We start from the raw sequence: 25694 nt of genomic DNA, 5'->3' as shown, positions 1-25694 counted from the left end.
GGGTCGCTGCTCAGACGACGAGCGGACGCTCGGTCGGGGCGATCGGGTAGGGCAGGGTCGTCGAGCCGGTGAGGAACTCGTCGACCGCGGAGGCGGCGGCGCGACCCTCGGCGATGGCCCAGACGATGAGCGACTGGCCGCGACCGGCGTCACCGGCGACGAAGACGCCGGGCGCGGACGTGGCGTAGGCCTTGTCGCGCACGACGTTGCCGCGCGCGTCGAGCTCGACGCCGAGCTGCTCGAGCAGCCCCGGCCTCTCCGGGCCGGTGAAGCCCATCGCGAAGAGGACGAGCTGGGCGGGGAGCTCGCGCTCGGTGCCCTCGACCTCCTCGAACCGGCCGTCGACGAAGCGCACCTCGACGACCTGCAGGGCGCGCACGCGGCCCTCGTCGTCGCCGAGGAACTGCTTGGTCGAGACGGAGTAGACGCGCTCGCCGTTCTCCTCGTGGGCCGAGGAGATCTTGAACGTCATCGGGTACGTCGGCCACGGCTGGCCCGCCGGGCGGGACTCCGAGGGCTCGGGCATGATCTCGAGCTGCGTGACGGACCGGGCGCCCTGGCGGGTGGCGGTGCCGAGGCAGTCGGCGCCGGTGTCACCGCCGCCGATGATGACGACGTCCTTGCCGGTGGCGAGGATCTGGTCCTCGACCTCCTCGCCGACGGCGACGCGGTTGCCCTGCGGGAGGTACTCCATCGCCTGGTGGATGCCGTCGAGCTCGCGCCCGGTGGCACCGAGGTCACGGGGCTCGGTCGCGCCGACCGCGAGCACGACCGCGTCGTAGCGGTCGCGCAGAGAGTCGGCGGTGAGGTCCTCGCCCACCGAGACGCCGGTGCGGAAGACGGTGCCCTCGCGACGCATCTGGTCGAGGCGCCGGTCGAGGTGCTTCTTCTCCATCTTGAACTCGGGGATGCCGTAGCGCAGCAGCCCGCCGATGCGGTCGGCCCGCTCGTAGACCGCGACGGTGTGCCCGGCCCGGGTCAGCTGCTGGGCGGCCGCGAGACCGGCAGGGCCGGAGCCGACGACCGCCACGGTGCGACCCGAGAGCCACTCCGGGGGCTGGGGGCGCACGAAGCCGCTCTCCCAGGCACGGTCGATGATCGAGACCTCGACGTTCTTGATCGTCACCGGGTCCTGGTTGATGCCCAGCACGCAGGCCGTCTCGCAGGGCGCGGGGCAGAGGCGACCGGTGAACTCAGGGAAGTTGTTGGTCGCGTGCAGGCGCTCGATCGCACCCTCCCAGTCGTCGCGCCAGACCAGGTCGTTCCACTCCGGGATGATGTTGCCCAGCGGGCAGCCCTGGTGGCAGAAGGGGATGCCGCAGTCCATGCAACGTCCGGCCTGGGGCGTGATGATCGGCAGCAGGGCGCGCCCGATCCCGTCGGGGTAGACCTCGTTCCAGTCCTTGACGCGCTCCTCGACCGGTCGCCGGGGGGCGACCTCGCGGGTGTGCTTCAAGAATCCCTTGGGGTCAGCCATGGAGGGCTCCCATCATCGCGTTGGCGATCGCGTTGTCGTCGAGGCCCTCGGCCTCGGCCTTGGCCTTGGCCTCGAGGACGACGCGGTAGTCGGTGGGCATGATCTCGGTGAAGCGGGCCAGGGCGGCGGGCCAGTCGGCCAGCAGCTCGGCGGCGATCTCCGAGCCGGTCTCCTCGACGTGGTCGCGCACGAGCTGCTCGAGCTCCGCGGCGGCCTCGCCCTCGACCGGGCCGAGCTCGACGAGCTCGGTGTTGACGCGGTGCGCCTTGAGGTCGAGCACCCAGGCGACGCCGCCCGACATGCCCGCCCCGAAGTTGCGGCCGGTCTTGCCGAGGACGACGACGCGTCCGCCGGTCATGTACTCGCAGGCGTGGTCGCCCACGCCCTCGGTGACGGCCCAGGCACCGGAGTTGCGCACGCAGAACCGCTCGCCGACGCCGCCACGGATGTGGATGCGACCCGAGGTCGCGCCGTAGCCGATGACGTTGCCGGCGATGATCTGCTCGTCGGCGCGGAACGGCGCCGCGCGGTCGGGCCGCACGACGATGCGCCCGCCCGAGAGGCCCTTGCCGACGTAGTCGTTGGCGTCGCCCTCCAGGCGCAGGGTCACGCCCTTCGGGACGAACGCGCCGAACGACTGCCCGGCCGAGCCCACGAGCGTGATGTCGATCGTGCCGTCGGGCAGGCCCGCGCCGCCGTGGCGCTTGGTGACCTCGTGGCCGAGGATCGTGCCGACCGTGCGGTGGACGTTGCGCACCTCGACCTGGGCCCGGACGGGTTCGCCGTTCTCGAGCGCGGGCTGGGCGAGCGGCACCAGCTCGGTCAGGTCGAGGGACTTCTGCAGGCCGTGGTCCTGGGCCTTGGTGCAGCGCAGGTCCTGGTCGGGGAACGCCGCGAGGTCGGGCGCGTGCAGGATCGGCGTCAGGTCGAGACCCGAGGCCTTCCAGTGGTCGACGGCCTGGACGACGTCGAGCGAGCCGACCTGGCCGACCGCCTCGTCGAGCGTGCGGAAGCCGAGCTCGGCCAGCAGCTCGCGGACCTCCTCGGCGATGAACTCGAAGAAGTTCACGACGTGCTCGGCCTTGCCGGCGAAGCGGCTGCGCAGGACGGGGTTCTGCGTGGCGACGCCGACCGGACAGGTGTCGAGGTGGCAGACGCGCATCATGATGCAGCCCGAGACGACGAGCGGAGCGGTCGCGAAGCCGAACTCCTCGGCCCCCAGCAGCGCGGCGACGACGACGTCGCGGCCGGTCTTCAGCTGGCCGTCGGCCTGCACGACGATGCGGTCGCGCAGCCCGTTGAGCAGCAGCGTCTGCTGGGTCTCGGCCAGGCCGAGCTCCCAGGGCCCCCCCGCGTGCTTGAGCGAGGTGAGCGGCGAGGCACCGGTGCCGCCGTCGTGGCCGGAGATGAGCACCACGTCGGCGTGCGCCTTGGAGACGCCCGTCGCCACCGTGCCGACGCCGACCTCCGCGACCAGCTTGACGTGCACCCGCGCCTGCGGGTTGGCGTTCTTGAGGTCGTGGATGAGCTGGGCGAGGTCCTCGATGGAGTAGATGTCGTGGTGCGGCGGGGGGCTGATGAGGCCCACGCCCGGCGTGGAGTGCCGGGTCTTGGCCACCCACGGGTAGACCTTGTGGCCGGGCAGCTGACCGCCCTCGCCGGGCTTGGCGCCCTGCGCCATCTTGATCTGGATGTCGTCGGCGTGGGTGAGGTACTCCGAGGTGACGCCGAAGCGGCCCGAGGCGACCTGCTTGATCGAGCTGCGACGCTCGGGGTCGTAGAGGCGCTCGGGGTCCTCGCCGCCCTCACCGGTGTTGGACTTGGCGCCCAGCCGGTTCATGGCGATCGCGAGGGTCTCGTGCGCCTCCTGGCTGATCGAGCCGTACGACATCGCGCCGGTGGAGAAGCGCTTGACGATCGAGGAGACCGGCTCGACCTCCTCGATCGGCACCGGCGTGCGGCCGGTCGCCTCGGCGTCCTTGAGGCGGAACAGCCCGCGCAGCGTCATCAGCCGCTCGGACTGCTCGTCGACGCGGGAGGTGTACTGCTTGAAGACGTCGTAGCGCCCGCTGCGGGTCGCGTGCTGGAGGCGGAAGACGGTCTCGGGGTCGAACAGGTGCGGCTCGCCCTCGCGGCGCCACTGGTACTCCCCGCCCACGGTCAGCTCGCGGTGGGCCGGCGAGATCCCGCCGCGGGGGTACGCCGTGGCGTGGCGCCGCGCGACCTCCTCGGCGATCACGTCGAGCTCGATGCCGCCGAGCTTGGAGGTCGTGCCGGTGAAGTAGCGGTCGACGACGGACTGCGAGAGACCGACGCACTCGAAGATCTGCGCACCGGTGTAGGAGGCGACCGTGGAGACGCCCATCTTCGACATCACCTTGAGCACGCCCTTGCCGAGCGCCTTGATGAGGTTCTTGACCGCGACCTCGGGCTCGGTGGTGACGAAGTGCCCCTCGCGGGCGAGGTCCTCGACGGACTCCATCGCGAGGTAGGGGTTGACCGCCGCCGCGCCGTAGCCGATCAGCAGCGCGACGTGGTGGACCTCGCGCACGTCGCCGGCCTCGACCAGCAGACCGACCTGGGTGCGGGTCTTCTCGCGGACCAGGTGGTGGTGGATCGCGCCGGTCAGCAGCAGCGACGGGATCGGCGCGAGCTCCTGGGTGGCGTGGCGGTCGGACAGCACGATGATGCGCGCGCCGTCGGCGATCGCCTGGCTGACCTCGGCGCAGATCTCGTCGAGCCGGCGGGCCATCGCCTCGCCGCCGCCCTCGACTTCGTAGAGGCCGCGGGCGACGTGGGTCTGGAAGCCCGGCATGTCGCCGTCGCGGTTGATGTGGCGGATCTTGGCCAGGTCGTCGTTGGAGAAGACCGGGAACGGCAGCACGATCTGGCGGCACGACGCGGGCTGCGGCTCGAGCAGGTTGGCCTCGGGGCCGATCGAGCCGTTGAGGGAGGTGACGAGCTCCTCGCGGATCGCGTCGAGCGGCGGGTTGGTCACCTGGGCGAACAGCTGGACGAAGTAGTCGAACAGCAGCCGGGGCTTGCTCGACAGCGCCGCGATCGGCGTGTCGGTGCCCATCGAGCCGATCGGCTCGGCGCCGGCGTTGGCCATCGGCGTGAGCAGGACGCGCAGCTCCTCCTCGGTGTAGCCGAAGATCTGCTGGCGCCGCGTCACCGAGGCGTGGGTGTGCACGACGTGCTCGCGGTCGGGGACGTCGTCGAGGTGCACGAGGCCGGCGTGGAGCCACTCGGCGTAGGGGTGCTCGGCGGCGAGCTCGGCCTTGATCTCCTCGTCCTCGATGATGCGGTGCTCACCGGTGTCGACGAGGAACATCTTGCCGGGCTGCAGGCGGCCCTTGCGCACGACGGTGGCGGGGTCGATGTCGAGCACCCCGACCTCGGAGGCGAGGACGACCAGGCCGTCGTCGGTGACCCAGAAGCGCGAGGGGCGCAGGCCGTTGCGGTCGAGGACGGCGCCGATCTGGTCACCGTCGGTGAAGACCACGCACGCCGGCCCGTCCCACGGCTCCATGAGCGCGGAGTGGAAGCGGTAGAAGGCCTTGCGGGCCTCGTCCATCTCGGTGTGGTTCTCCCACGCCTCCGGGATCATCATGAGCACCGCGTGCGGCAGGGAGCGCCCGCCCATGTGCAGCAGCTCGAGGACCTCGTCGAACGACGCAGAGTCCGAGCCGCCGGGGGTGCAGATCGGGAAGAGCCGCTCGAGGTCGCCGGGGATCACGTCGGAGGCGAGCAGCGCCTCGCGGGCCCGCATGGTGTTGCGGTTGCCCATGACGGTGTTGATCTCGCCGTTGTGCGCGATGTAGCGGAACGGGTGCGACAGCGGCCAGCTCGGGAACGTGTTGGTCGAGAAGCGCGAGTGCACGACGGCCATCGCCGAGGCGACCCGCTCGTCGCGCAGGTCGGGGAAGACCTCGTCGAGCTGACCGGGGGTGAGCATGCCCTTGTAGACCAGGGTGCGGCTCGACAGCGACGGGAAATAGGCGTCGGTCTCGTGCTCGGTGCGCCGGCGCAGGCAGTAGGCGAGGCGCTCCAGGGCCATGCCGGTCAGGCGCTGGCCGGAGGCGGCGACGAACAGCTGGGCGAACGTCGGCATCACCGCGAGCGCGGTCTTGCCGAGCGAGCTCGGGTCGACGGGGACCTCGCGCCAGCCGAGGACGTCGAGACCCTCCTCGGCGGCGATCTGCTCGATCGTGGCGCGGGTCTGTGCGACGTGCTCGGCCTCGCCGGGCAGGAACGCCGTGCCGACGGCGTAGGCGTGGGCCGGGGGCAGGTCGAAGCCGGCGGCCGCGGTCTCCTCCCGCAGGAACGCGTCGGGGACCTGGATCAGGATGCCGGCGCCGTCGCCGGAGTTGACCTCGGCGCCGGCCGCTCCCCGGTGGTCGAGGTTGAGCAGGGCGGTGACGCCCTTGCGCACGATGTCGTGGCTCGGCTCGCCCGTCAGGGTCGCGACGAAGGCCACGCCACAGGCGTCGTGCTCGTGGCGCGGGTCGTAGAGGCCCTGAGGCGCCGGGAAGGCGTGCGGGTACGCCATGGTCGTTGCTCCCGTCGTCATGTGCTGCTGCGCCGCTCACCCTCGATCGGGCGAACCGTGCGCTGTGTCAGTGCGAGCAGGGGACGACGTTGGCCCTCGCGGAGAGGAACGTTAACAGGTTCGTCACATTCCTAGGAACGAGCATCCGATCCGTGGTCAGGCCGCTCCCCCGGCTCGTGATCCAGCGTAGTCGCGCTGCCGCCGACCGCCTCTTCCTCGCCGTGGGCCTCCCCACTGCCCTCCCCACTGCGTGCCGCGGGGCCGCGCCCGGGACGGTAGATGGAGGGCTCCTGCTCGGGCCAGCGGCGCCGGCTGTACAGGAACCACGCGAGGCCCACGAGGAACAGCACGAGCGAGGTCCAGACGTTGAACCGGAGCCCGCCCACGTCGTTCAGCTCGACGGTGTCGATGCGCAACATCTCGATCCAGCCGCGGCCCAGGGTGTAGCCCATGACGTAGAGCGCCAGCATCTGGCCGTGGCCGAACCGGAAGCGCTTGTCGAGGCGCAGCAGGACGGCGAACACGAGGAGGTTCCAGACGAACTCGTAGAGGAACGTCGGATGGAAGGTCGCGAACTGCTCGTAGCCGGGCGGGCGGTGGGCCGCGTCGATCTCGAGCGCCCACGGCAGGTCGGTCGGCTTGCCGAACAGCTCCTGGTTGAACCAGTTGCCCCAGCGTCCGAGTGCCTGGGCGACCAGCACCCCGGGTGCGAGGGCGTCGAGCACGGGCCAGAGCCGGAAGCCCTTGAGCCGGGCCGCGATGAGCACACCGACCGCGCCGAGCGCGATGGAGCCCCAGACCCCGAGTCCGCCGCGCCAGACGAAGAACACCGCCCACGGGTTGCCGTCGGGACCGAAGTAGAGCTCGTGGTCGGTGGCGACGTGGTAGAGCCGCCCCCCGACCAGGCCGAACGGGACGGCCCAGATCGCGAAGTCCTGCACCTGGCCGGCCTCGCCGCCGCGCGCCTGCCAGCGGCGCTCGCCGATCCAGATCGCGGCGACGATGCCGAGGATGATCGCCAGCGCGTAGCCGCGGATCGGCAGCGGTCCGAGGTGCCAGACGCCGTTGGACGGACTGGGGATGAACAGCGCCGGGCTCACGTGCAGACTCACGACCGCGTCAGCCGTTCAGCAGGAGGTGGATGTCGGAGGCGAAGTCGGCCGACGACGTCTGCTGGCCCCAGAACATCGGGGCCTCGTCGTCGGCGTCGATCGCGGTGGTCTGCGTCGTGTGGGCGTCGACCTCGTAGCCGCCGCTCGGCAGCTTGGTGCCGAGCCCGACGCCGATGGACAACCCGACCTTCGCGATGTCGGGCAGCGAGCCGGTGACGCCGACGAAGCTCTTGTCGTAGCGGTCGAGGTAGGAGCGCAGGACCTCCGGGGTGTCGCGCTCGGGGTCGGTCGTCACGAAGACGACCTCCACCTGGTCGCGGTCGGCCTCGTCGAGGCGGGTCATCGCCGAGGCGAGGTTGGCCATCACCGCCGGGCAGATGTCGGGGCAGTTGGTGTAGCCGAAGAAGACCAGGGTGAGGCGCTTGTCCGTGCTGCCCGTGAGCGAGAACGGCGTGCCGTCGGTGTCCTCGAGCATCGTGCCGTCGACCTTGAACGGCGGCGGGGGCACGACGTTGCCGTGGAAGTCGGAGGCCTGGACGTCGTCGCTGCTGCAGGCGCTGAGCCCGCCGGCCAGGGCGGCGAGCACCACCGCGGCCACTGCGGCGCGACGCAGGCGGGGCAGGCGGGTCCGTCGGGGATCAGCCACGGCGCACGCCGTCCGCGAGGTCCTCGGTGAGCACGGTGAGCGCGCGCAGACCGCCGGCTCGGTCGTCGCCGTGGTCGAGCAGCGTGCGGACGAACGCGCTCCCGACGATGACCGCGTCGGCGTACGCCGCGATCTCGGCGGCCTGGTCGCCGGTGCTCACGCCGAGACCGACCCCGACCGGCAGACCGGTGGCGGCCTTGGTGCGGGCGACCAGGGGCTCGGCGAGCTCAGAGGTCGTGGTGCGGGCCCCGGTGACGCCCATGACGGCAGTGGCGTAGACGAAGCCGCGGCAGGCCGCGACCGTCATCGCGATCCGCTCGTCGGTCGAGGACGGGGCGACGAGGTAGACCTTGTCGAGGTCGTGGGCGTCGGCCGCGCTCGGCCAGTGCGGGTCGCTGTCGGGGGTGAGGTCGGGGGTGATCAGCCCCGCTCCCCCGGCCCCGGCGAGGTCACGGGCGAACCGCTCGACGCCGTAGCGCTCGACGGGGTTCCAGTAGGTCATGACGACGGCCGGGGTGCCGGTGGCCGCGACGGCCTCGACCGTGCGGAACACGTCGCGCACCCGGAAGCCGCCCTCGAGCGCCTGCTGGGCCGCGGCCTGGATGGTGGGCCCGTCCATCACCGGGTCGCTGTAGGGCAGGCCGACCTCGATGACGTCGCACCCCGCGGCGACCATCGCCTCGAGCGCGGCGATCGACCCGTCGACGTCGGGGAAGCCGGCCGGGAGGTAGCCCACGAGCGCGGCGCGATCGTCGGACCGCGCCTTCTCGAACGCGACGGACGTGCTCACACCTGCTCCTGGGTCTTCTCGCCGAGCGCGAACCACTCGCGGGCCGTCTCCATGTCCTTGTCGCCGCGGCCCGACAGGTTGATGAGGACCGTGGCGTCGGGGCCGAGCTCGCGGGCGACGTCGAAGGCGCCGGCCAGGGCGTGCGCGGACTCGATCGCCGGGATGATCCCCTCCGTGCGCGCCAGCAGCGCCAGCGCGTCCATCGACTGGGCGTCGGTGACGGGGCGGTACTCCGCGCGTCCGGTCTTGGCCAGGTGGGCGTGCTGGGGGCCGACGCCTGGGTAGTCGAGACCCGCCGAGATCGAGTGCGACTCGACGGTCTGGCCGTCCTCGTCCTGCAGCACGAAGGTGCGGGCGCCGTGGAGCACGCCGGAGTCACCGGCGTGGATGGTGGCGGCGTGGCGACCGGTCTCGACGCCGTCGCCGCCGGGCTCGAAGCCGTAGATGCGCACCTCGGGGTCGTCGAGGAACGCCGTGAACAGACCGATCGCGTTGGAGCCGCCGCCCACGCACGCGGCGACCGCGTCGGGCAGCCGCCCGGTCAGCTCGAGGCACTGTTCACGGGCCTCGTCGCCGATGCCGCGGGTGAAGTCGCGGACCATGCTCGGGAACGGGTGCGGGCCCGCGGCGGTGCCGAAGAGGTAGGCGGTGTGGTCGACGCTGGCGACCCAGTCGCGCATCGCCTCGTTGATGGCGTCCTTCAGCGTCGCGCTCCCGGACTCGACCGGCACGACCTTGGCGCCGAGCAGCTCCATCCGCGCGACGTTCAGCGCCTGGCGGCGGGTGTCGACCGCGCCCATGTAGACGGTGCAGTCGAGCTCGAAGTACGCCGCGGCCGTGGCGCTGGCGACGCCGTGCTGACCCGCGCCGGTCTCGGCGATGACCCGGCTCTTGCCCATCCGCTTGGTCAGCAGCGCCTGGCCGAGGACGTTGCGGATCTTGTGGGCGCCGGTGTGGTTGAGGTCCTCGCGCTTGAGCAGGATGCGGGCGCCGCCGATGCGCCTGGTGAGCCGCTCGGCGTCGTAGAGCCGGCTCGGGGTGCCGGCGTAGTCGCGCTGGATGGCGTCGAACTCGGCCATGAACGCCGGGTCGGCGACCGCCTCACGCCAGGCGACGGTCAGCTCGTCGAGGGCCGCGACGAGCGCCTCGGGCATGAAGCGGCCGCCGAAGTCGCCGAACCAGCCCTGCTCGTCGGCGTCGTAGCTCGTGGGAGCGCCCGTCAGCGCGCTCGCGGGTGCGGTGGTCAGATCGGTCATCGGGGTGTCCCCATCTCTGTCCGGGTGCGAATCCCTGTCATGGCGCGGACGGCCGCCTCGGGGTCGCCGTCCTTGACCAGCGCCTCGCCGACGAGCACGGCGCGGGCGCCCTCGCCGACGTAGCGCTCGACGTCGGCGGGGGCGAAGATGCCGGACTCCGCCACCTTGACGCGGTCGTCCGGGACGAGCGGAGCGAGACGGCCGAAGGCGTCAGGGTCGATCTCGAGGGTCTTGAGGTTGCGGGCGTTGACCCCGACGAGCTCGGCGCCCAGGGCCACTGCCCGCCCGGTCTCGGCCTCGTCGTGGACCTCCACGAGGGCGGCGAGGCCGAGCTCACCGGCCAGGTCGTGCAGACGGCGCAGCGTGTCGTCGTCGAGGGCCGCGACGATCAGCAGCACCAGGTCGGCGCCGTGCGCGCGGGCCTCGAGCACCTGGTAGGGCTCGACCGTGAAGTCCTTGCGCAGCAGCGGGGTGTCGACCGCAGCGCGCACGGCTCGCAGGTCGGCCAGGCTGCCGCCGAAGCGACGCTCCTCGGTGAGCACGCTGATCGCGGCGGCACCGCCGGCGGCGTAGCGAGCCGCGAGCGAGGCCGGGTCCGGGATGTCGGCGAGGGCGCCCTTGCTGGGGCTGCGGCGCTTGACCTCGGCGATCACGCTCGAGCCGGCCCCGCGCAGCGCCGGCATCGGGTCGCGCGGCGGGTCGACGTCGGCGAGTGCGGCGCGCAGGTCGGCCTCGGACACCTCCTCCTGCCTGCGGGCCAGGTCGTCGCGCACGCCCGCGACGATGTCGTCGAGCACGGACATGCGGAGCGCTCCCCTGGTGGTGGTCGGTGCGGGCCGAGGAACGGCCCGACACACGATTCTCTCATCCCGTTTCCAGCCCGCACCCGGGCGGTAGGGTCCGACCACCGGCCGGACGGACCCTGCCGCGCACGCACCACCTGTCGCACCACCCGTCGCACCCCCACGAGGAGTCACCCAACGTGTCCTACGGAACCCCGCCCCCGCCTCCGCCGCAGTACGGCGCGCCCGGTCCCGGGATGCCCGGCGAGCAGAAGAACTCCGGCAAGGCCGTCGCCGCGCTGGTCACCGGGCTCGTCGGCCTGCTGACCATCTGCTGCGGCTTCTTCGTCGTCTCGAGCATCGCCGCCATCGTGCTGGGCGTGATGGGCCGCCGCGAGATCGCCGCCAGCGGCGGCCGGCTGAAGGGCGACGGCTTCGCCCTGACCGGCATCATCACCGGCGTGATCGGCGTCGTCCTCGTGGTCGTCTCGATCGTGCTCGTCGCCACCGGCGTCATCGACACCAACTTCGACTTCGAGACCACCACCAGCTGACCTCACCGATGGTCGAGGAGGTCGCGCTGGCGACCGTCTCGGAACCACCCCCGCCGTCGTGGTCTCGAGACGGCCCTCACGGGCCTCCTCGACCAGCGGACCGAGCGCCTTCTCGTGCCTACGGGGCGAGCCAGGCGCCGACGGCGAGGTTGCGGAGCACCGCGAACGCCAGGGCGACCGCGCAGAAGGCCACCGTGCCGAGCGTGATCGCCCTGGCGTTCGCCATGTTCAGGACCCGGCCGCGCCAGGCGTTGGTCCACCAGAAGGCGAGCCCGGCGACCGCGAACGGGATCAGCAGCGTCACGAGCAGGTTGCTCGACAGCGCGGCGCCGACCTGGCCGTTGGTGAGGTCGTTGACCGCCCGCAGGCCGCCACAGCCGGGGCACCAGAAGCCCAGGGCCGCACTGGGGCAGAAGCCCCAGCTGCCGGCCTGGTGGGGGTCGCGCAGGTGCAGCGCGAGGGTCGCGAGCCCCAGGCCCGCGATGGTGAGCGTGGGCGCGAGGACGCGCCGTCCGCGGGTCCGGGACGGCGGTGCGTCGAGGAGGAGGGTCAGCGCTCCGTGCCCATGCCGAGGCGGTCCATCACCAGGAAGAGCACACCGGCGACGACCACGATGACCACGCCGACCCAGAAGATCATCATCTTGGCCGGGTCGAACATCAGCCCGACCCCACCGACGGTGAAGCCGAGCAGCCCCACGACGACGGCCGTCCACGCAGCCGGGGTGTTGCCGTGGTGAGAGGACATGGGACTCCTTGACTGCGAGGGCTGAACGGTCCGTGCGCGACGAAGTCTAGAGGGGCGGTCGACGCCAGCTGCTCAGGTGGTGGGTCAGGCGGTGGGTCAGGTGGTCGGGTCGCGTCCCTCGTCGATGGACTTCCACAGCTCGAGGCTCTCGCGCTCCTCCGGCTCGGAAGGGCGCTCGGCCGCCGGCCGGGCCGCGCCGTCGGCGGGTGCGTCGTAGCGGCGGCCCATCTCGGGCCACGACCGCACCAGCCCCAGGGCGAGCACGGCGGTCGCGAGCGAGGCGAGGGACAGCCCCGCCGCAGCGGCGTACCACCCCGTGCGCGAGACGTCGGGGTCGAGGACGCCCAGGTCCTGGTAGGCCCGGCGCACCCCGTCGGGAGCGCTCGTCCAGCCGACGACCACCGAGGCGACGACGCCCGCGGCGGCGAGGACGGCGAGCGCTGCGCACGCGCGGCGCACCCGGCCCCGGGTGACGAGCAGGACGCCCCAGCACGCCAGCACGACGAGCGCGAGGGCGTTGGCCGCGGGCACCCGGCCGGCCTCGACGGTCGCCGTGAGCTCCCCGAGCCCGCCGGCGCCCTCACCGCGTGCCCACGGTTGGTGTCCGGCGAACGCCGACAGCCCGGCGGTCCCGAGTCCGGCGAGCACGACCGGGCCGAAGGTGCGCCGGCGGCGGTCGGGTGCGGCCGTGGACTCAGCCACCGGTGCGCTCCGCGAGGGCCGCCATCGGGAGCAGGTCGGCGTCGAAGCAGGTCCGGTCGCCGGTGTGGCAGGCCGCGCCCTCCTGCTCGACCTTGACGAGCAGGGTGTCGCCGTCGCAGTCGAGGCGCACCTCGTGCACCCACTGGCGATGGCCCGAGGTCTCGCCCTTGACCCAGTACTCCTGCCGCGAGCGGCTCCAGTACGTCGCGCGGCCGGTCGTGAGCGTGCGGGCGAGCGCCTCGTCGTCCATCCAGCCGAGCATGAGGACCTCGCCGGTGTCGTGCTGCTGCACGACCGCGGGCACGAGCCCGTCGTCGGTCCGCTTGAGCCGTGCGGCCACGGCCGGGTCGAGGGTCACCGCTGCGTCGCTCACCCGCCCAGTCTGCCGGGTGCGGCTGCGCGCAGGCTAAGCGGCGCGGACCCGCTCCTCGACGTACTCCGCGACCTGCCGCAGCGGCGTGCCCTTGACGAGGAAGCCGTCGGCGCCGCGGTCGATGACCTGCTGACCCAGCGCGCTCGCGAAGGCCGAGAACACGATGATCTGCGCGTCGGGGACGAGTTCGCGCAGCTGCGGGAGCGCCTCCATCCCGTCCATCTCCGGCATGCTCAGGTCGAGGAGCACGACGTCGGGTCGGTGCTCGGCCACGACCTCGAGTCCGGCCCGGCCGTCACCGGCCTCGCCCACGACGTCCATCCCGCGGCGCGAGAGCACGATGCGCAGCAGGTCGCGGATGTCGGTGGTGTCGTCGATGACCACCGCGCGCACCGGTCGGGGCTGGGGGTCCATGACCCCACGGTAGGCAGCGGGCAGGGGTCGCAGACGGCCCTGGCGACGTTGGTGACGTGGTGTGCCGAACTGTGCCCGCCGCGTGGAGATCCCCACGACCAGATCGGCCCAGGTCCGGCCGGGTCGGTTCAGCTCAGGTCCACTGCCGGCGCATGACGGTCGAGGCCGCGAACGGGTCGCTGCCCTGCTGGGCGGCCAGGACCCCCGTGCCCTCCGGGGAGCCGGTGAAGACCGGTGCTCCACCGCCGACCCAGTGGTCCCAGGCCGCGGCGTAGGCCCGCGCCCGCTCCGCCCGGGTGCCGAGCACGGACGGCACGGCGTGCCACACGACGCCGTCCGGCGCGAGCCGCCCCTCGGCGGCGCTGCGCACCACGCCGGGGTCGAGGGCCGCGGCGGTGGCGGGCAGGACCACGTGACGGGGCAGGACGTAGCGCGGCAGCCCGATCGGCCCGACCGCCTCGTCGAGGGCGGTCGCGAAGGTCGCCGCCTCCGCGTCGGTGCCGCGCAGGACGCAGCGGTACTCCCCCTCGTGGTCCAGGACGACCTCGACGGCCTCGGCGCCGACGGCGGTCAGGCCGCTCGCCCGCAGCGCATCGGCCACGGCGGCGGCGATCCGGTGCACCGACGGCGGCTCGGCGGCGGCGCGCAGCACCTCGGTGCCGTACGCCGTGCGGGCGCGCGTGCGGGACCGCGCGGCGCCCACCCCGAGCAGCACCCCGAGCAGCGCGACGACCGCGCCGAGCAGGAGCAGCGCCCCGCCCGCACCGGCGAGGGCGAGGCCCGCCGCGACCCCGACCAGCGGGGCGACGACCCGGGCCACGCCCGCCCGCGCCGCGAGCCGGGTGTCGCGCTCGATGCCGCGCACCTCGGTGAGCGTCGGGCGCAGCACGACCGGCGCCGGGCCGGCGCCCGACCCGAGGCGCCCGGTCGCGCGGGGGCGGATGCGCAGCGCGGTGAGCGTCGTGTCGTCGTACGCCGATCCGATGCGCCACTGCTCGCGGATCTCGTCACGCTGCTGGGAGCGCACGACCGCGCGGGCGTTGGCGGCGCCGAGCTCGGCGACCGGTGGCGGGGCGAACGGCGAGAAGGCCGGGTCGAGGTGGGCCACGCCGTCGACCACCTGGCCGTCGAGGTCGAGGCCGAGGAAGCCGGCGTGCTTGCGGACGAGACGCTCCCAGTCCTGCCCGCCGGCGGGGTGGCGGTCGCTGACGCAGACGAGAGAGAAGTTCACGGCGACCTTGTCGGGCCACGCGGGGTCGAGGCGCAGCGCGCGGCCGCGGGTCTGCACGACGGCCGTGCTGGTGGTGGCCGTCGTCGCGTCGACCACGCCGGTGACCCGGGGTGCGTCCCAGCCCTCCCCCAGCAGCGCCCGGGTGCCGACGAGCACCCGGCAGCGGCCCTCGGAGAAGAAGCCCGTCACGAGGGCCACCCAGCGGCGCGAGGACCACGGGCCGGCGAGGCGGACGAGGCCGGTCGCCCCCTCGAGCGGCTCGAGCACGAGCGCGGCCGCCAGGTCGCGGTCGGGCAGCCAGTCGCGCAGCGCCGCCACGGTCTCGGACGAGCCCGCCACCGTGCTGCCGGTGACCAGCAGGGGGCCTAGCCTGGCGGTGTCGGGCGAGGCGACGAGGGCCGCGAGCACCGCCACCGCGGAGCCCGCCTGCTGGTCGAGGACACCGGTGAGGTCCGCGGGCAGCGTGGCGCCGGCACGCTCGTGGTCGCACAGCACGAGCATCCGCAGCCGCTCACCGAGGGCGAGGTGCTCGTGGTCGCAGAGCTCGACGACCGCGGTGGTCTTGGACTCGCTGCGGGCCAGCACCCTGTCGACGGGGCTGCGCCCGCGGCGCACTCCGGCCCGCGTCCAGCGGTAGCCGACCGAGGGCAGCGCGCGGCGCACCGCCTCGAGCACGCGCTCGTCCTCGGGCAGGTCGCTGCGGGCGACGCGGCGGGTCAGCCAGTCGTCCACCAGCGCGACCCAGTCCTCGGCCGTCGGGGCCGTGCGGTGCTCCTCGCCCGGGCGGGCACCCGGGGGCAGCGCGATCAGCCCGGCGTGGTGCAGGCGGAGCACGGCTCGGCACAGCTGCGGCTCCTCGCGCAGCAGGCTGAGCCACGGGGTCGCGGCGGTGACGAAGCGCGCGTCGAGCCAGGCGAGCAGGGGCACGGAGCCGAAGTCGGGCGCGAGCAGCGCGGTCACGAGCTCCTGGAACCGCTCGGCCTGCGCGCCCAGCCACTCCTCCTCGGCCGCCGTGGGACTGGTGAGCCAGGCCAGCTCGACGTACGGCGCGAGGTCGCCTTCGCGCACGACGGCCGGGATGGAGGCGGCGAAGACCGGGGCGCCGAACAGCTCGGCGACGAGGGCGGCCTGGTCGCGGGTGAGGGTCCCGGGCGGCGTGGCGGTGAGCCCCAGGACGGTGGCCTCGGGGACCTGCTCCAGCAGCTCGGCCAGCAGCCGCCCCCACACCTCGAGCAGGTGGTGGCACTCGTCGAGCACGAGCAGCAGCGGGCCCGCCTCGCGCAACCGCTCGACGAGGGCGCGACCGTTCGGGTGGAGGCGGTCCACGAGCGCGGTCCCGCCGCCGTCGTCGGTGTCGGCGTCGTCGCCCTCGACGTCGGGGTCGAAGGTCGCCACGGCCTGGTAGGTGAGCGCGGTGACGGGGTGCTCCAGTGCGCGGTCGGTGCCCACGTCGAGGCCGGCCGCGCGGGCCTGGGCAACCCACTGGCCCTGGATCGCGGTGTTGGGACCGAGCACGACGGCCCGGGTCGCGGGGTCGTCGGCCAGACGGGCGGCGACGGTCTCGAGACCCACGCGGGTCTTGCCCGCTCCCGGCGGCAGCGCGACCCACGCCCGGCGACGTCCGCTCCCCCACGCCTGCGCCAGGGCGTCGAGCGCCTCGCGCTGGTGACGACGCAGGGGCGGGGCGCTCACTCCCAGAAGACCCGGTCGACGACGGCGTGCGAGCGCCGCATCGTGCGGAGGTGGTCGTTGACCATCTCCTCCGTGGCGCCCGCGGGGTAGCCGAGGACCGCGGCCACGGCGGCCCGCTCGCGGATGTCGGTCGGCAGCAGGTCGGCGCCCTTGCCGCGCACCAGCGTGATCGCGTTGCGCACCCGGCTCACCCAGCGCCACCCGGTCCGCAGCACCTCGGCGTCCTCGGCGTCGAGGTGCCCGGCCTCGACGGCCGCGGCGAGCGCCTCGAGGGTGCGGGAGGTGCGCAGCCCCGGGGTCCGCCCCGCGAACCGCATCTGCAGCAGCTGGACGCTCCACTCGATGTCGGCCAGTCCGCCGCGCCCGAGCTTGAGGTGGCTCAGCGGGTCGGCGCCGCGCGGGAGCCGCTCCTGGTCGACTCGCGCCTTGATCCGGCGCACCTCGGTGACCTCCGCCTCGCTCAGCCCGCGCTCCGGGTAGCGCAGCGGGTCGATCAGCGCCTCGAAGCTCGCGCGCACTCCCCGATCGCCCACGACCGCGTCGGCGCGCAGCAGGGCCTGCGCCTCCCAGACGTGCGACCACTTGGCGTAGTAGGCGGCGTAGGAGTCGAGGCTGCGGACGAGGGGGCCCTGTCGGCCCTCGGGCCGCAGGTCGGCGTCGACCACGAGCGGCGGGTCGTCGCCGGGCAGGGCGAGCAGCCGGCGCAGCTCGTCGGCGACCGCCCGGGCGAACCGCGTGGCGTCGTGCTGGTCGACGCCCTCCTCCGCCTCGTGGACGAAGAGCACGTCGGCGTCGCTGCCGTAGGACAGCTCGAAGCCGCCGTAGCGGCCCATCGCGACCACGGCCATCCGCACCGGCGCCCGCTCGAGGTCGCGCGAGACCCGCACGCCCTCGACCACCGCGGCGAGCGCCGCCTCGAGGGTCGCGTCGGTGAGGCGCGACAGCGCCGCGCCCACGTCGGCCACGTCGGTGAGCCCCAGCACGTCGCCCGCGGCGATGCGCAGCAGCTCGCGTCGGCGTACGCCGCGCACCGCGCGCACGCCCGCCTCCGCACCGTCACGGCGGCGCACGGTCGCGAGCATCTCCTCGGTGAGCGGCTCGGCGGCCAGGGGCGCGAGGTCCTGGCCGAGCATCCGCACCCCGGCCGGCTCGTGCTCGAGGAGGTTGGTGACGTAGCGCGAGGTCGCGAGCAGCCGGGCGAGGCGCTCGGCGACCTCGCCCTCGTCGCGCAGGGTGGTGAGGAACCACGGGCTGGACCCGAGCGACTCGCTGAGGCGCCGGAACCCGAAGAGCCCGGCGTCGGGGTCGGGCGCCTCGGCGAACCAGTCGAGCATCGCCGGCAGGAGCTGTCGGTGGATGTTGGCGGTGCGCGAGACGCCGGCGGTGAGCGACTCGAGGTGTCGTAGCGCCGCGCGCGGGTCCGCGAAGCCGAGCGCGGCCAGGCGCCGGGTGGCCGACTCGGGAGTCAGCCTGGCCTCGCCGCTGTCGAGACGCGCCACCGCGGTCAGCAGCGGGCGGTAGAAGAGCTTCTCGTGCAGGCGCCGCACCTCGCGGCGGTGGTGCTGCCAGGCGTCGCGGAGGGAGGCGACCGGATCCTTGGAGAAGCCCATGCTGCGCCCGAGCCGGCGCAGCGAGCGCTCGTCGTCGGGCACCACGTGAGTGCGGCGCAGCCGGAAGAGCTGGATGCGGTGCTCGAGCGTGCGCAGGAACGCGTAGGCCTCGTGCAGCGCCTCGCCGTCCGCGCGACCGACGTAGCCGCCCTCGGTGAGACGGGCCAGCGCGCTCAGCGTGGTCGGCGGGCGGATGCTCTCGTCGGCGCGGCCGTGGACGAGCTGCAGCAGCTGCACCGCGAACTCGACGTCGCGCAGCCCGCCCGAGCCGAGCTTGAGCTGGCGCTCGGCCTCCTGCGCCGGGATGTGGGCGATGACCCGGCGCCGCATCGCCTGGGTGTCGGCGACGAACCCGTCGCGCTCGACCGCGCTCCACACCATCGGCTGGACCATGGCGACGTAGGCCCGGCCGAGCTCGAGGTCGCCCGCCACCGCGCGGGCCTTGAGCAGGGCCTGGAACTCCCAGGTCTGCGCCCACCGCTCGTAGTAGCCCTGATGGCTGGCGAGCGTGCGGGTGAGCGGGCCGGCCTTGCCCTCGGGGCGCAGGGCCGCGTCGACCGGCCAGATCGTGCCCTCCCCGGTGTGGTCGGAGCAGACCCGCATCAGGTGGCTGGCCAGCTGGGTCGCGGCCCGCAGCGCCCGGTCGGGGCTCGCCCCCTCGACGGGCTCGTGCACGAAGACGACGTCGACGTCGGAGACGTAGTTGAGCTCGTGGCCGCCGCACTTGCCCATCGCGACGACCGCGAGCCTGGCCAGGGCGGCGTCGTCGCCGACCCGCTGACGGGCGACCGCCAGGGCCGCCTCGAGGGTGGCGGCGGCGAGGTCGGAGAGCTCGGCGGCGGCGTCGTCGACCGGCAAGTGGTGGGCGAGGTCGCGGGCGGCCAGGCGCAGCAGGACGCGTCGGTACTCCACCCGCAGGGCGTCGACGGCCTCGGCGTCGGGCAGCGTCGCGACCGGTGCGGCGGCGTGCGGGTCGGCACCGACGACCGCGAGCATCCCCTCGCGCACGGCGTACGCCGCGGGGCGGGTCGAGCCCATGGTCGGATCCGTCAGCTCGCGCCAGTGCTCGGGGTGGCGGCACAGGTGGTCGCCGAGGGCCTCACTGGCACCGAGCACCGACAGCAGGCGCATCGCGGTGCCCTCGTCGTCGACGACGGCCTGCAGGAGCGTGTGGCCGTCGCCGTCGTTGCGCTGCTCCGCGGCCTCGCGCAGCCGCACCAGCTGCGCGAGCGCCAGGTCGGGGTCGGCGGTGCCCGCGAGCAGGGCGAGCAGCGGCTCAGCCGCGTCGCCGAGGCGGGCGAGGTCGGCGATGGACTGCTCCGGGTCCTGGAAGCCGAGCCGGGTGAGCGTGCCCTGCGTCGTCGCCGCCCGGCTCACGGTGCGTCCTGGCCCTGGCCCCGGGCCGGTCCGAGGGCGAGGTCGGCGAAGCCGGCCGCCAGCGGTGCCCAGGCGTGGTCGAGCTCGGCGCGCGCGGCGGCGATGGACTCGAGCACCTCGTCGGCGTCGATGCCGCGCTCGGCCATCCGGGCGCGCTCGGTGTCGCTGACCCAGGTGGCGACGACCGCCGCGTCCACCTCGGGGTGCAGCTGGACGCCCCAGGCCCGCGGGGCGTGGCGCACGACCTGGAGCTCGCCCTGCGCGGTGCGCGCGAGCACGACGGCGCCCGGCGGCGGCTCGAGCACCAGGTCGTCGTTGAAGTGGACGCCGCGGCGCGGGGTCGCCACGCCCGCGAACAGCGGGTCGTCGCCTGCGGCGTCGGTCCACCCGGTCTCGAGCAGGCCCACCTGCTGGCCGCGCGGGTTGGGTGCCACCCGGCCGCCGAGCGCGGCACCGAGGAGCTGGTGGCCCAGGCAGATCCCGAGCGTCGGGACGTCCTCGGCGACCGCGTCGCGCAGCAGGTCCTTGACCGCGCCGATCCACGGGAGCAGCTCGTCGTCGTTGGCGCTCGGGGCGCCCCCCATGACCAGCAGGCCGGCGTGGCCGTCGAGCGTCGGCAGCGCGTCGCCGGCGTAGGGGTGGACGACCTCGAGCTCGGCCCCGGCCTCCTCGAGCCAGCGTCCGAACAGGTGCGGCGGGTCGTCGAGCTCCGGCTGGACGACGAGGATGCGCAGCGTCGGGGGAAGGGTCATGCCGTCTCCGGTCATGCGTCCGGGTCCTCGACGAGGGTCAGGAAGAGCAGCCCGACCCCGGTCAGCGGCAGCACGAAGGCCAGCCACGTCCCGAGCAGCAGGATGCCGGCCACGATCGTCAGCAGGGCCGTCGCGACGCAGGCGCGCTTGGCGGGGCGACCCGCCTCGGGCAGCAGCCGCAGGGCGGTGCCGCCGGCCGCGCCGACGACCAGGGCGCAGCCCAGACCGATCAGCCCGGCGAGCGTCGCGCCGTCGCCGCCGCGGGCGAGCACCAGCGCCGAGAGCAGCGCGAGCAGGCCGACGACGGCGAGCACCACCGTGACGACCCAGCGCAGCCGGCGGACGCGGTCCTCACCGAAGACCCGCGGCGGCGTACCCGACCCCGGCACGTCAGAGGACCGGCAGCATCCGGTCGCGCTCGAAGGCCGAGACCTGACCGCGGTACTCGTCCCACTCCGCGCGCTTGTTGCGCAGGAAGAAGTCGAAGACGTGCTCGCCCAGGGTCTCGGCGAGCAGCTCGGAGCGCTCGGCGATCTCGATGGCCTCGTTGAGGCTCTTGGGCAGCGGCTCGATGCCGAGGCTGGTGCGCTCACGCTCGGTCAGCGACCACACGTCGTCCTCGGCCTCACGCGGCAGCTCGAGGCCCTCCTCGATCCCGCGCATCCCGGCCGCGAGCACCACGGCGTAGGCGAGGTAGGGGTTGCACGCGGCGTCGATGGTGCGCAGCTCGACGCGGGTCGACTGGCCCTTGTTGGGCTTGTACATCGGCACCCGGACCATCGCCGAGCGGTTGTTGTGGCCCCAGCAGACGTACGACGGCGCCTCGCCGCCGAACATCATCCGCTTGTAGCTGTTGACCCACTGGTTGGTCACCACGCTGATCTCGGCGGCGTGGTGGAGGATGCCGGCGATGAACTGGCGACCGGTGCGCGAGAGCTGGTACTCCGCGCCGGCCTCGTAGAAGGCGTTCTGGTCACCCTCGAAGAGGCTGACGTGGGTGTGCATCCCCGAGCCCGGGTGGGTGGTGAACGGCTTGGGCATGAAGCTGGCCCAGATGCCCTGACCGAGCGCGACCTCCCGGATGACGGTGCGGAAGGTCATGATGTTGTCGGCGGTCGAGAGCGCGTCGGCGTACCGCAGGTCGATCTCCTGCTGACCCGGGCCGCCCTCGTGGTGGCTGAACTCCACCGAGATGCCCATCGACTCGAGCATGGTGATCGCCTCGCGGCGGAAGTCGGCGCCCTTGGACTGCGCCGTGTGGTCGAAGTAGCCGCTGCGGTCGACCGGCACCGGCTCCTCGCCCTGCTCGGGGCTGTCGCGGAAGAGGTAGAACTCGATCTCGGGGTGGGTGTAGAAGGTGAACCCCTTCTCTGCCGCCCGCCCCAGCGTGCGCTTGAGCACGAACCGCGGGTCGGCGTACGACGGCGAGCCGTCGGGCATCACGATGTCGCAGAACATCCGCGCGGTGCTCGGTCCCTCACCGCGCCACGGCAGGATCTGGAACGTCGAGGGGTCGGGCATCGCGAGCATGTCGGACTCGTAGACCCGCGCGAACCCCTCGATGGCCGAGCCGTCGAAGCCGATCCCCTCCGCGAAGGCCCCCTCGAGCTCGGCCGGCGCGACCGCCACCGACTTCAAGAACCCCAGCACGTCGGTGAACCACAGCCGCACGAACCGGACGTCGCGCTCCTCGAGCGCCCGGAGCACGAAGTCCTCTTGCTTGCCCATGGGCGCCAGCCTAGGGGTGGGGCCCGACAGGCCCACCGCTGGTTGAGGAGGTCGTGCAACGACCGTCTCGAAACCACTCCTCCACGGAATGTGGCCAGAGACAGGACGTCGTCTCTGAGACGCCATCAGGGCCGGTCCGTCGTCGTCGCGATCTGACGTCCACAGACAACTGGGCGCGGTGAACTTCTAGGCGGTAGGTCGGGGTCGCGATCACGGTCATCGCATCGCCGCGACACGGGCGAGATAACCCGCGAACCCGAATCAGCACTAATCACACGTGTTTGACGTTAGTGTCCCGTCAACTCTTGGTTGGCAACGGAGTCGACCGCATTCACACGGGGAGAACATGAGCAACAGCAGCGGCACGCCCTCAGGATGGTTCCCGGACAGTTCGAACCCGAACCAGGAGAGGTTCTGGGACGGCAGCGCATGGACTGAGCAGACACGCCCCCGCGGGCCTCAGCCTGGGCCGACCGGCTATCAGCAGACCGGCAATCCGAAGGCTGACGCCAAGGCAGCGAAGGCCTACGCGAAGGCATCGCGACCGTGGTTCAAGAAGAAGCGGTTCATCATCCCGATGGCCCTCGTCGTCCTCGTCGTGGCTGGCTCTGCACTCGGAGGCGGCGGCGACGACGGGAGTGAAACCGCAACCGACACCACCAGCGGTTCCTCAACCGTTGCCAGCACCCCTAGCTCCGAGGCGCCGTCCGCCGGCGACGAGTCCGCGGACGCAGTTGAACCGACGACGGAACCCACGAAGGCCAGTCAGCCCGCCGAGGAGAAGCCAGCCGACAAGCCGGTTGCAGTCAAGGCAAGCGCGATGCTTCAGGAATTCGCGGACAACGAGCTGGCCGCTGACGCGAAGTACAAAGGCAAAACCGTGAAGGTCTCGGGTGTGGTCGACAAGATCGACACGGCGCTGTTCGACGAAGACAAGTACGTCCTCCGACTCGGTGGCGGCGGCGAGTACGAGATCTTCACGGTGAACTGCAATGACATGTCGACCGACGAACTCGCAACGCTGAACAAGGGTGACGCCGTCACCGTGCTCGGTGACTTTGACGACGGCGGTGACCTAGGTGTCGAGATCAAGGACTGCTCGCTCGCTTAGCGGGCACCGCTCGACGTCGTTGCCGGACACGCTCGGTCTCGCGACCGTCCGCTGTCTGGGAGGTCGAATGGTCGAGCGTCACGAACGCCGGAGCGCGGGGCTCTTTCAGTCGTCGTCCTCGGTGAGGACGTGGCGCTCGACCTCGGCGATCGTGGGCTGACCGCGGTCGCAGAAGACCTCGACGTCGATCGAGGTGTCGCCGTTGAGGAAGACCGCGTCGACGTCGTCGTCGGGTCCGCGCTCGAAGGTCACCACCTGCCAGCCGGCTGCGGTGTCGGGAGCGGTCGAGACGCCGTTGGCGTAGACCCCGCGGCACTCGACGACGAAGGAGCCGAACTCGTCGGTGAACGTGCGCTGCACCGGCTCGGCGCCGTCGTCGACCGTGCCGTCGACGGAGCCGCCGCCCTCGTCGACGTCGGCCTGACGGATCAGCTCGTTGTCGCCGATGGGGCCACGGTCGCGGATGCTCGCCCCGAGCGAGGAGACCGCGAGGACACCGACGGTGACCGCCAGCGCAGCGGCGAGCAGCCACGCCAGCACCCACGCGAGGGCGCGGCGCACCTGGCCCTCGTCCCGGCGTTCACTGGCTGCCACCCCTGCATCGTGCCGGATGCGCGGTGGCCTGCAGGGCAAGTCAGTAGGTTCAGGGGCGTGGTGCAGGTGCTGATCATCGAGGACGACGACCGGATCCGTCCGCTGGTCATGCGCTCGCTCGGCGAGCGGGGGTACGCCGTCGCCTCGGCCACGACGGGGATGACCGGGCTGCAGCAGGCCGTCGAGCACCGCCCCGACATCGTGGTCCTCGACCTCGGGCTGCCGGACGTCGACGGCACGCAGGTGCTCTCGATGCTGCGCGCCGTCAGCGAGGTGCCGGTCATCGTCGCCAGCGCGCGCGACGACGACCCGTCGCTGGTGGGCTGCCTCGACGCCGGTGCCGACGACTACGTCGTGAAGCCCTACACGACCGCCCAGCTCGAGGCCCGGATCCGCGCGGTCCTGCGGCGTACGGCGGGCGGGCGGTCGCCGCGCCAGCAGATCGTCGTGGGCGGGCTCGAGATCGACCCGGCCGCGCGTCGTACGACGCTCGACGGCGCGGAGGTCGAGCTGAGCCCCCGCGAGTTCGACCTGCTGCGCCACCTCGCCGAGCGCGCGGGCGAGGTGGTGACCAAGAAGGAGCTGCTCGTCGAGGTGTGGCAGCAGGCGTGGGGCGGCTCCGACAAGACCGTCGACGTGCACCTGTCGTGGCTGCGCCGCAAGCTCGGCGAGTCGGCGTCCGAGCCGCGCTACCTGCACTCGGTGCGCGGCGTCGGCATCCGCCTGTCCGCGCCCGGGACCTGACGTGCGCCGTCGGCTCAGCACCACCGTCGCGGCGGCGGTGGCGATGGTGCTGCTGGCGATGCTGGTGCCGATGGCCCTGCTCCTGCGCGGCTACGCCCTGGAGGACCGGCTCTCGCGCGCCGCTCTGGAGGTGCAGGCCACCGAGACCGTCGTCTCAGGTCAGGACTGCGGTGCGGTGCAGAACTACCTCTCGCGCATCAACCGCGACTCCGGCACGGACACCACGGTGCTCTACCCGCCGGGGCAGTGCTCCGGACGCGACCTCGGACCGGACCCGGGCGAGGACTACCGCGTCGTCGACTCGCGGCTGACCGGGCGGGCGCGGCTCGACGACGTCGAGGGCGGGGCGGAGTTCCTGGTGCCGGTCTCGCTCGGCGCGAGCAGCGCCGCCCCCGAGGACACCCCGGTCATCCGCGTCGTGGTCGAGGAGCCCGGCTGGACCGAGTCGGGCATCCTGCGCAGCTGGCTGGTGCTGCTGGTCCTGGGTCTGGTCCTGCTCGCGGGCGCGCTGGCGCTGGCGGACCGGCTGGGGCGCTCGTTCGTGCAGCCGATCCGCGCGCTCGCGGCGTACGCCGGCCGGCTGGGCGAGGGCACCCGCCCCGAGCCGGTCGAGCCGTCCGGACCCCACGAGGTGCGCGAGCTCGCGAGCGCGATGAACCGGCTGGTCGAGCGGATCGAGGTGCTTCTCGCGCGGGAGCGGGCGGGCGTCGCCGACGTCTCCCACCGCCTGCGCACCCCGATCACCGCGCTGCGGCTGCGCGTCGACGGACTGGCCTCCGCCGAGGACCGCGCGCGCCTCGGCGGCGACCTCGACGAGCTCCAGGCGATGGTCGACCACGTCGTCCGCGAGGCGCGGCGCTCCGAGCGCGAGGGCCTGGCCCCGTCGGCCGACGCGGTGGGGACGCTGACCGAGCGGGTGGAGTTCTGGGCGCCGCTGGCGGAGGACCAGGGGCGCCCGTTCGCCCTGTCGGTCTCCACGGAGGGTCCGGTGGCGGTGCGGGCCTCGGCCGAGGACCTCGCCGCGACGGTCGACGTGCTCCTCGACAACGTCTTCAGCCACTCCCCCGACGCCGCCCCGGTCTCCGTCACGCTCGCCGCCCGCTCCGGAGGCGGCGTCGCGCTCACCGTCGACGACGGCGGGCCCGGGTGGCCCGCCGACCTCGACGTCGTCGCCCGTGGCGCCTCCGGCGCCGGCTCCACCGGGCTGGGCCTCGCCATCGTCGAGCGCACCGCGACCGAGTCAGGGGGCGCTCTGACGCTGGGCACCTCGGCGTACGGCGGCGCGCGGGTCATCGTCGAGCTGGGCCCGGCCTGAGGCTGCTCGCGGCTCGGGTCGTGGACGGCCCGGCGCGGACGGCCCGGGGCGGCGGTGCCCCAGCAACCTCCTACACCACCAGAGCGGTTGCCCAGGCACCGCTCCCCCAGCCCGGCCCGCCGCGCGACGGAGCCC

Annotated in this window: 22 protein-coding genes; 4 read left to right on the top strand and 18 right to left on the bottom strand. The window is 73.3% G+C overall.

What is annotated here, in order from left to right; all coding sequences use genetic code 11:
- Nucleotides 1-10: 10 nt before the first annotated feature.
- From GRQ65_RS03020 to trpC, 7 genes are all read right to left on the bottom strand, one after another.
- Nucleotides 11-1477, bottom strand: coding sequence for a glutamate synthase subunit beta (locus GRQ65_RS03020; protein WP_160875071.1), 1467 nt, complete (start codon nucleotides 1475-1477; stop codon nucleotides 11-13).
- Nucleotides 1470-6029, bottom strand: a complete 4560-nt coding sequence (gene gltB, locus GRQ65_RS03015) for a glutamate synthase large subunit (protein ID WP_160875745.1) — start codon at nucleotides 6027-6029, stop codon at nucleotides 1470-1472. Before gltB ends, GRQ65_RS03020 begins: the two co-directional genes overlap by 8 nt.
- A 131-nt stretch (nucleotides 6030-6160) precedes the next feature.
- Entirely contained in the window at nucleotides 6161-7141 is a 981-nt protein-coding gene (gene lgt, locus GRQ65_RS03010; protein ID WP_337191442.1) for a prolipoprotein diacylglyceryl transferase, read from the bottom strand.
- Between the two features lie 7 nt (nucleotides 7142-7148).
- Complete coding sequence (locus GRQ65_RS03005; RefSeq protein ID WP_337191441.1) at nucleotides 7149-7787, bottom strand: SCO family protein; 639 nt, start codon at nucleotides 7785-7787, stop codon at nucleotides 7149-7151.
- Nucleotides 7780-8577 carry a tryptophan synthase subunit alpha gene (gene trpA, locus GRQ65_RS03000; RefSeq protein ID WP_160875069.1) on the bottom strand — a complete coding sequence of 266 codons (798 nt, stop codon included), beginning with the start codon at nucleotides 8575-8577 and terminating at the stop codon, nucleotides 7780-7782. The genes GRQ65_RS03005 and trpA overlap by 8 nt, the downstream gene beginning before the upstream one ends.
- A complete protein-coding gene (gene trpB / locus GRQ65_RS02995; RefSeq protein WP_160875067.1) occupies nucleotides 8574-9833 on the bottom strand; it encodes a tryptophan synthase subunit beta in 1260 nt (419 codons plus the stop codon). Before trpB ends, trpA begins: the two co-directional genes overlap by 4 nt.
- Entirely contained in the window at nucleotides 9830-10636 is an 807-nt protein-coding gene (gene trpC / locus GRQ65_RS02990) for an indole-3-glycerol phosphate synthase TrpC (RefSeq protein ID WP_160875065.1), read from the bottom strand. Before trpC ends, trpB begins: the two co-directional genes overlap by 4 nt.
- A gap of 179 nt (nucleotides 10637-10815) precedes the next feature.
- Between trpC and GRQ65_RS02985 the strand changes: the two genes are divergently transcribed.
- Nucleotides 10816-11169 (top strand): DUF4190 domain-containing protein, encoded by a 354-nt coding sequence (locus tag GRQ65_RS02985; RefSeq protein WP_160875063.1) that lies wholly within the window; start codon nucleotides 10816-10818, stop codon nucleotides 11167-11169.
- Nucleotides 11170-11287: 118 nt separating this feature from the next.
- Here the strand turns inward: GRQ65_RS02985 and GRQ65_RS23230 are convergent, their stop codons facing one another.
- From GRQ65_RS23230 to GRQ65_RS02940, 10 genes are all read right to left on the bottom strand, one after another.
- Complete coding sequence (locus GRQ65_RS23230; protein WP_272917540.1) at nucleotides 11288-11617, bottom strand: DUF2752 domain-containing protein; 330 nt, start codon at nucleotides 11615-11617, stop codon at nucleotides 11288-11290.
- A 101-nt stretch (nucleotides 11618-11718) separates the two neighbouring features.
- A complete protein-coding gene (locus GRQ65_RS02980; protein WP_160875061.1) occupies nucleotides 11719-11916 on the bottom strand; it encodes an HGxxPAAW family protein in 198 nt (65 codons plus the stop codon).
- 96 nt (nucleotides 11917-12012) lie between these two features.
- Nucleotides 12013-12618, bottom strand: coding sequence for a Trp biosynthesis-associated membrane protein (locus GRQ65_RS02975; RefSeq protein WP_160875059.1), 606 nt, complete (start codon nucleotides 12616-12618; stop codon nucleotides 12013-12015).
- Entirely contained in the window at nucleotides 12611-12991 is a 381-nt protein-coding gene (gene hisI / locus GRQ65_RS02970) for a phosphoribosyl-AMP cyclohydrolase (protein WP_160875057.1), read from the bottom strand. Before hisI ends, GRQ65_RS02975 begins: the two co-directional genes overlap by 8 nt.
- A 33-nt stretch (nucleotides 12992-13024) precedes the next feature.
- Nucleotides 13025-13405 (bottom strand): response regulator, encoded by a 381-nt coding sequence (locus GRQ65_RS02965; protein ID WP_160875055.1) that lies wholly within the window; start codon nucleotides 13403-13405, stop codon nucleotides 13025-13027.
- 133 nt (nucleotides 13406-13538) lie between these two features.
- Complete coding sequence (locus GRQ65_RS02960; protein WP_337191440.1) at nucleotides 13539-16328, bottom strand: DEAD/DEAH box helicase family protein; 2790 nt, start codon at nucleotides 16326-16328, stop codon at nucleotides 13539-13541.
- Nucleotides 16325-19315, bottom strand: a complete 2991-nt coding sequence (locus tag GRQ65_RS02955; RefSeq protein ID WP_160875053.1) for a bifunctional [glutamine synthetase] adenylyltransferase/[glutamine synthetase]-adenylyl-L-tyrosine phosphorylase — start codon at nucleotides 19313-19315, stop codon at nucleotides 16325-16327. The genes GRQ65_RS02960 and GRQ65_RS02955 overlap by 4 nt, the downstream gene beginning before the upstream one ends.
- A complete protein-coding gene (locus GRQ65_RS02950; RefSeq protein WP_160875051.1) occupies nucleotides 19312-20082 on the bottom strand; it encodes a type 1 glutamine amidotransferase in 771 nt (256 codons plus the stop codon). Before GRQ65_RS02950 ends, GRQ65_RS02955 begins: the two co-directional genes overlap by 4 nt.
- Nucleotides 20079-20456, bottom strand: a complete 378-nt coding sequence (locus GRQ65_RS02945; RefSeq protein WP_160875049.1) for a hypothetical protein — start codon at nucleotides 20454-20456, stop codon at nucleotides 20079-20081. Before GRQ65_RS02945 ends, GRQ65_RS02950 begins: the two co-directional genes overlap by 4 nt.
- Nucleotide 20457: 1 nt before the next feature.
- Nucleotides 20458-21795: a glutamine synthetase family protein gene (locus GRQ65_RS02940; protein WP_160875047.1), complete on the bottom strand. Its 1338-nt coding sequence runs from the start codon at nucleotides 21793-21795 to the stop codon at nucleotides 20458-20460.
- 346 nt (nucleotides 21796-22141) lie between these two features.
- Between GRQ65_RS02940 and GRQ65_RS02935 the strand changes: the two genes are divergently transcribed.
- Nucleotides 22142-22906 carry an OB-fold protein gene (locus GRQ65_RS02935; protein WP_160875737.1) on the top strand — a complete coding sequence of 255 codons (765 nt, stop codon included), beginning with the start codon at nucleotides 22142-22144 and terminating at the stop codon, nucleotides 22904-22906.
- 105 nt (nucleotides 22907-23011) lie between these two features.
- Here GRQ65_RS02935 and GRQ65_RS02930 read toward each other — a convergent pair whose 3' ends face one another.
- Nucleotides 23012-23500 carry a hypothetical protein gene (locus tag GRQ65_RS02930; RefSeq protein WP_160875045.1) on the bottom strand — a complete coding sequence of 163 codons (489 nt, stop codon included), beginning with the start codon at nucleotides 23498-23500 and terminating at the stop codon, nucleotides 23012-23014.
- Nucleotides 23501-23557: 57 nt separating this feature from the next.
- Here GRQ65_RS02930 and GRQ65_RS02925 point away from each other — a divergent pair, with 57 nt between their 5' ends.
- Complete coding sequence (locus tag GRQ65_RS02925) at nucleotides 23558-24244, top strand: response regulator (protein ID WP_160875043.1); 687 nt, start codon at nucleotides 23558-23560, stop codon at nucleotides 24242-24244.
- 1 nt (nucleotide 24245) lies between these two features.
- Nucleotides 24246-25559 (top strand): ATP-binding protein, encoded by a 1314-nt coding sequence (locus GRQ65_RS02920; protein ID WP_160875041.1) that lies wholly within the window; start codon nucleotides 24246-24248, stop codon nucleotides 25557-25559.
- Nucleotides 25560-25694 lie beyond the last annotated feature (135 nt).

Source organism: Nocardioides flavescens, from assembly GCF_009823805.1.
Classification (GTDB): Bacteria; Actinomycetota; Actinomycetes; order Propionibacteriales; family Nocardioidaceae; genus Nocardioides; species Nocardioides flavescens.
The sequence above is the reverse complement of the archived record's forward strand: the minus strand, read 5'-3'. Positions and strand labels throughout refer to the sequence as shown.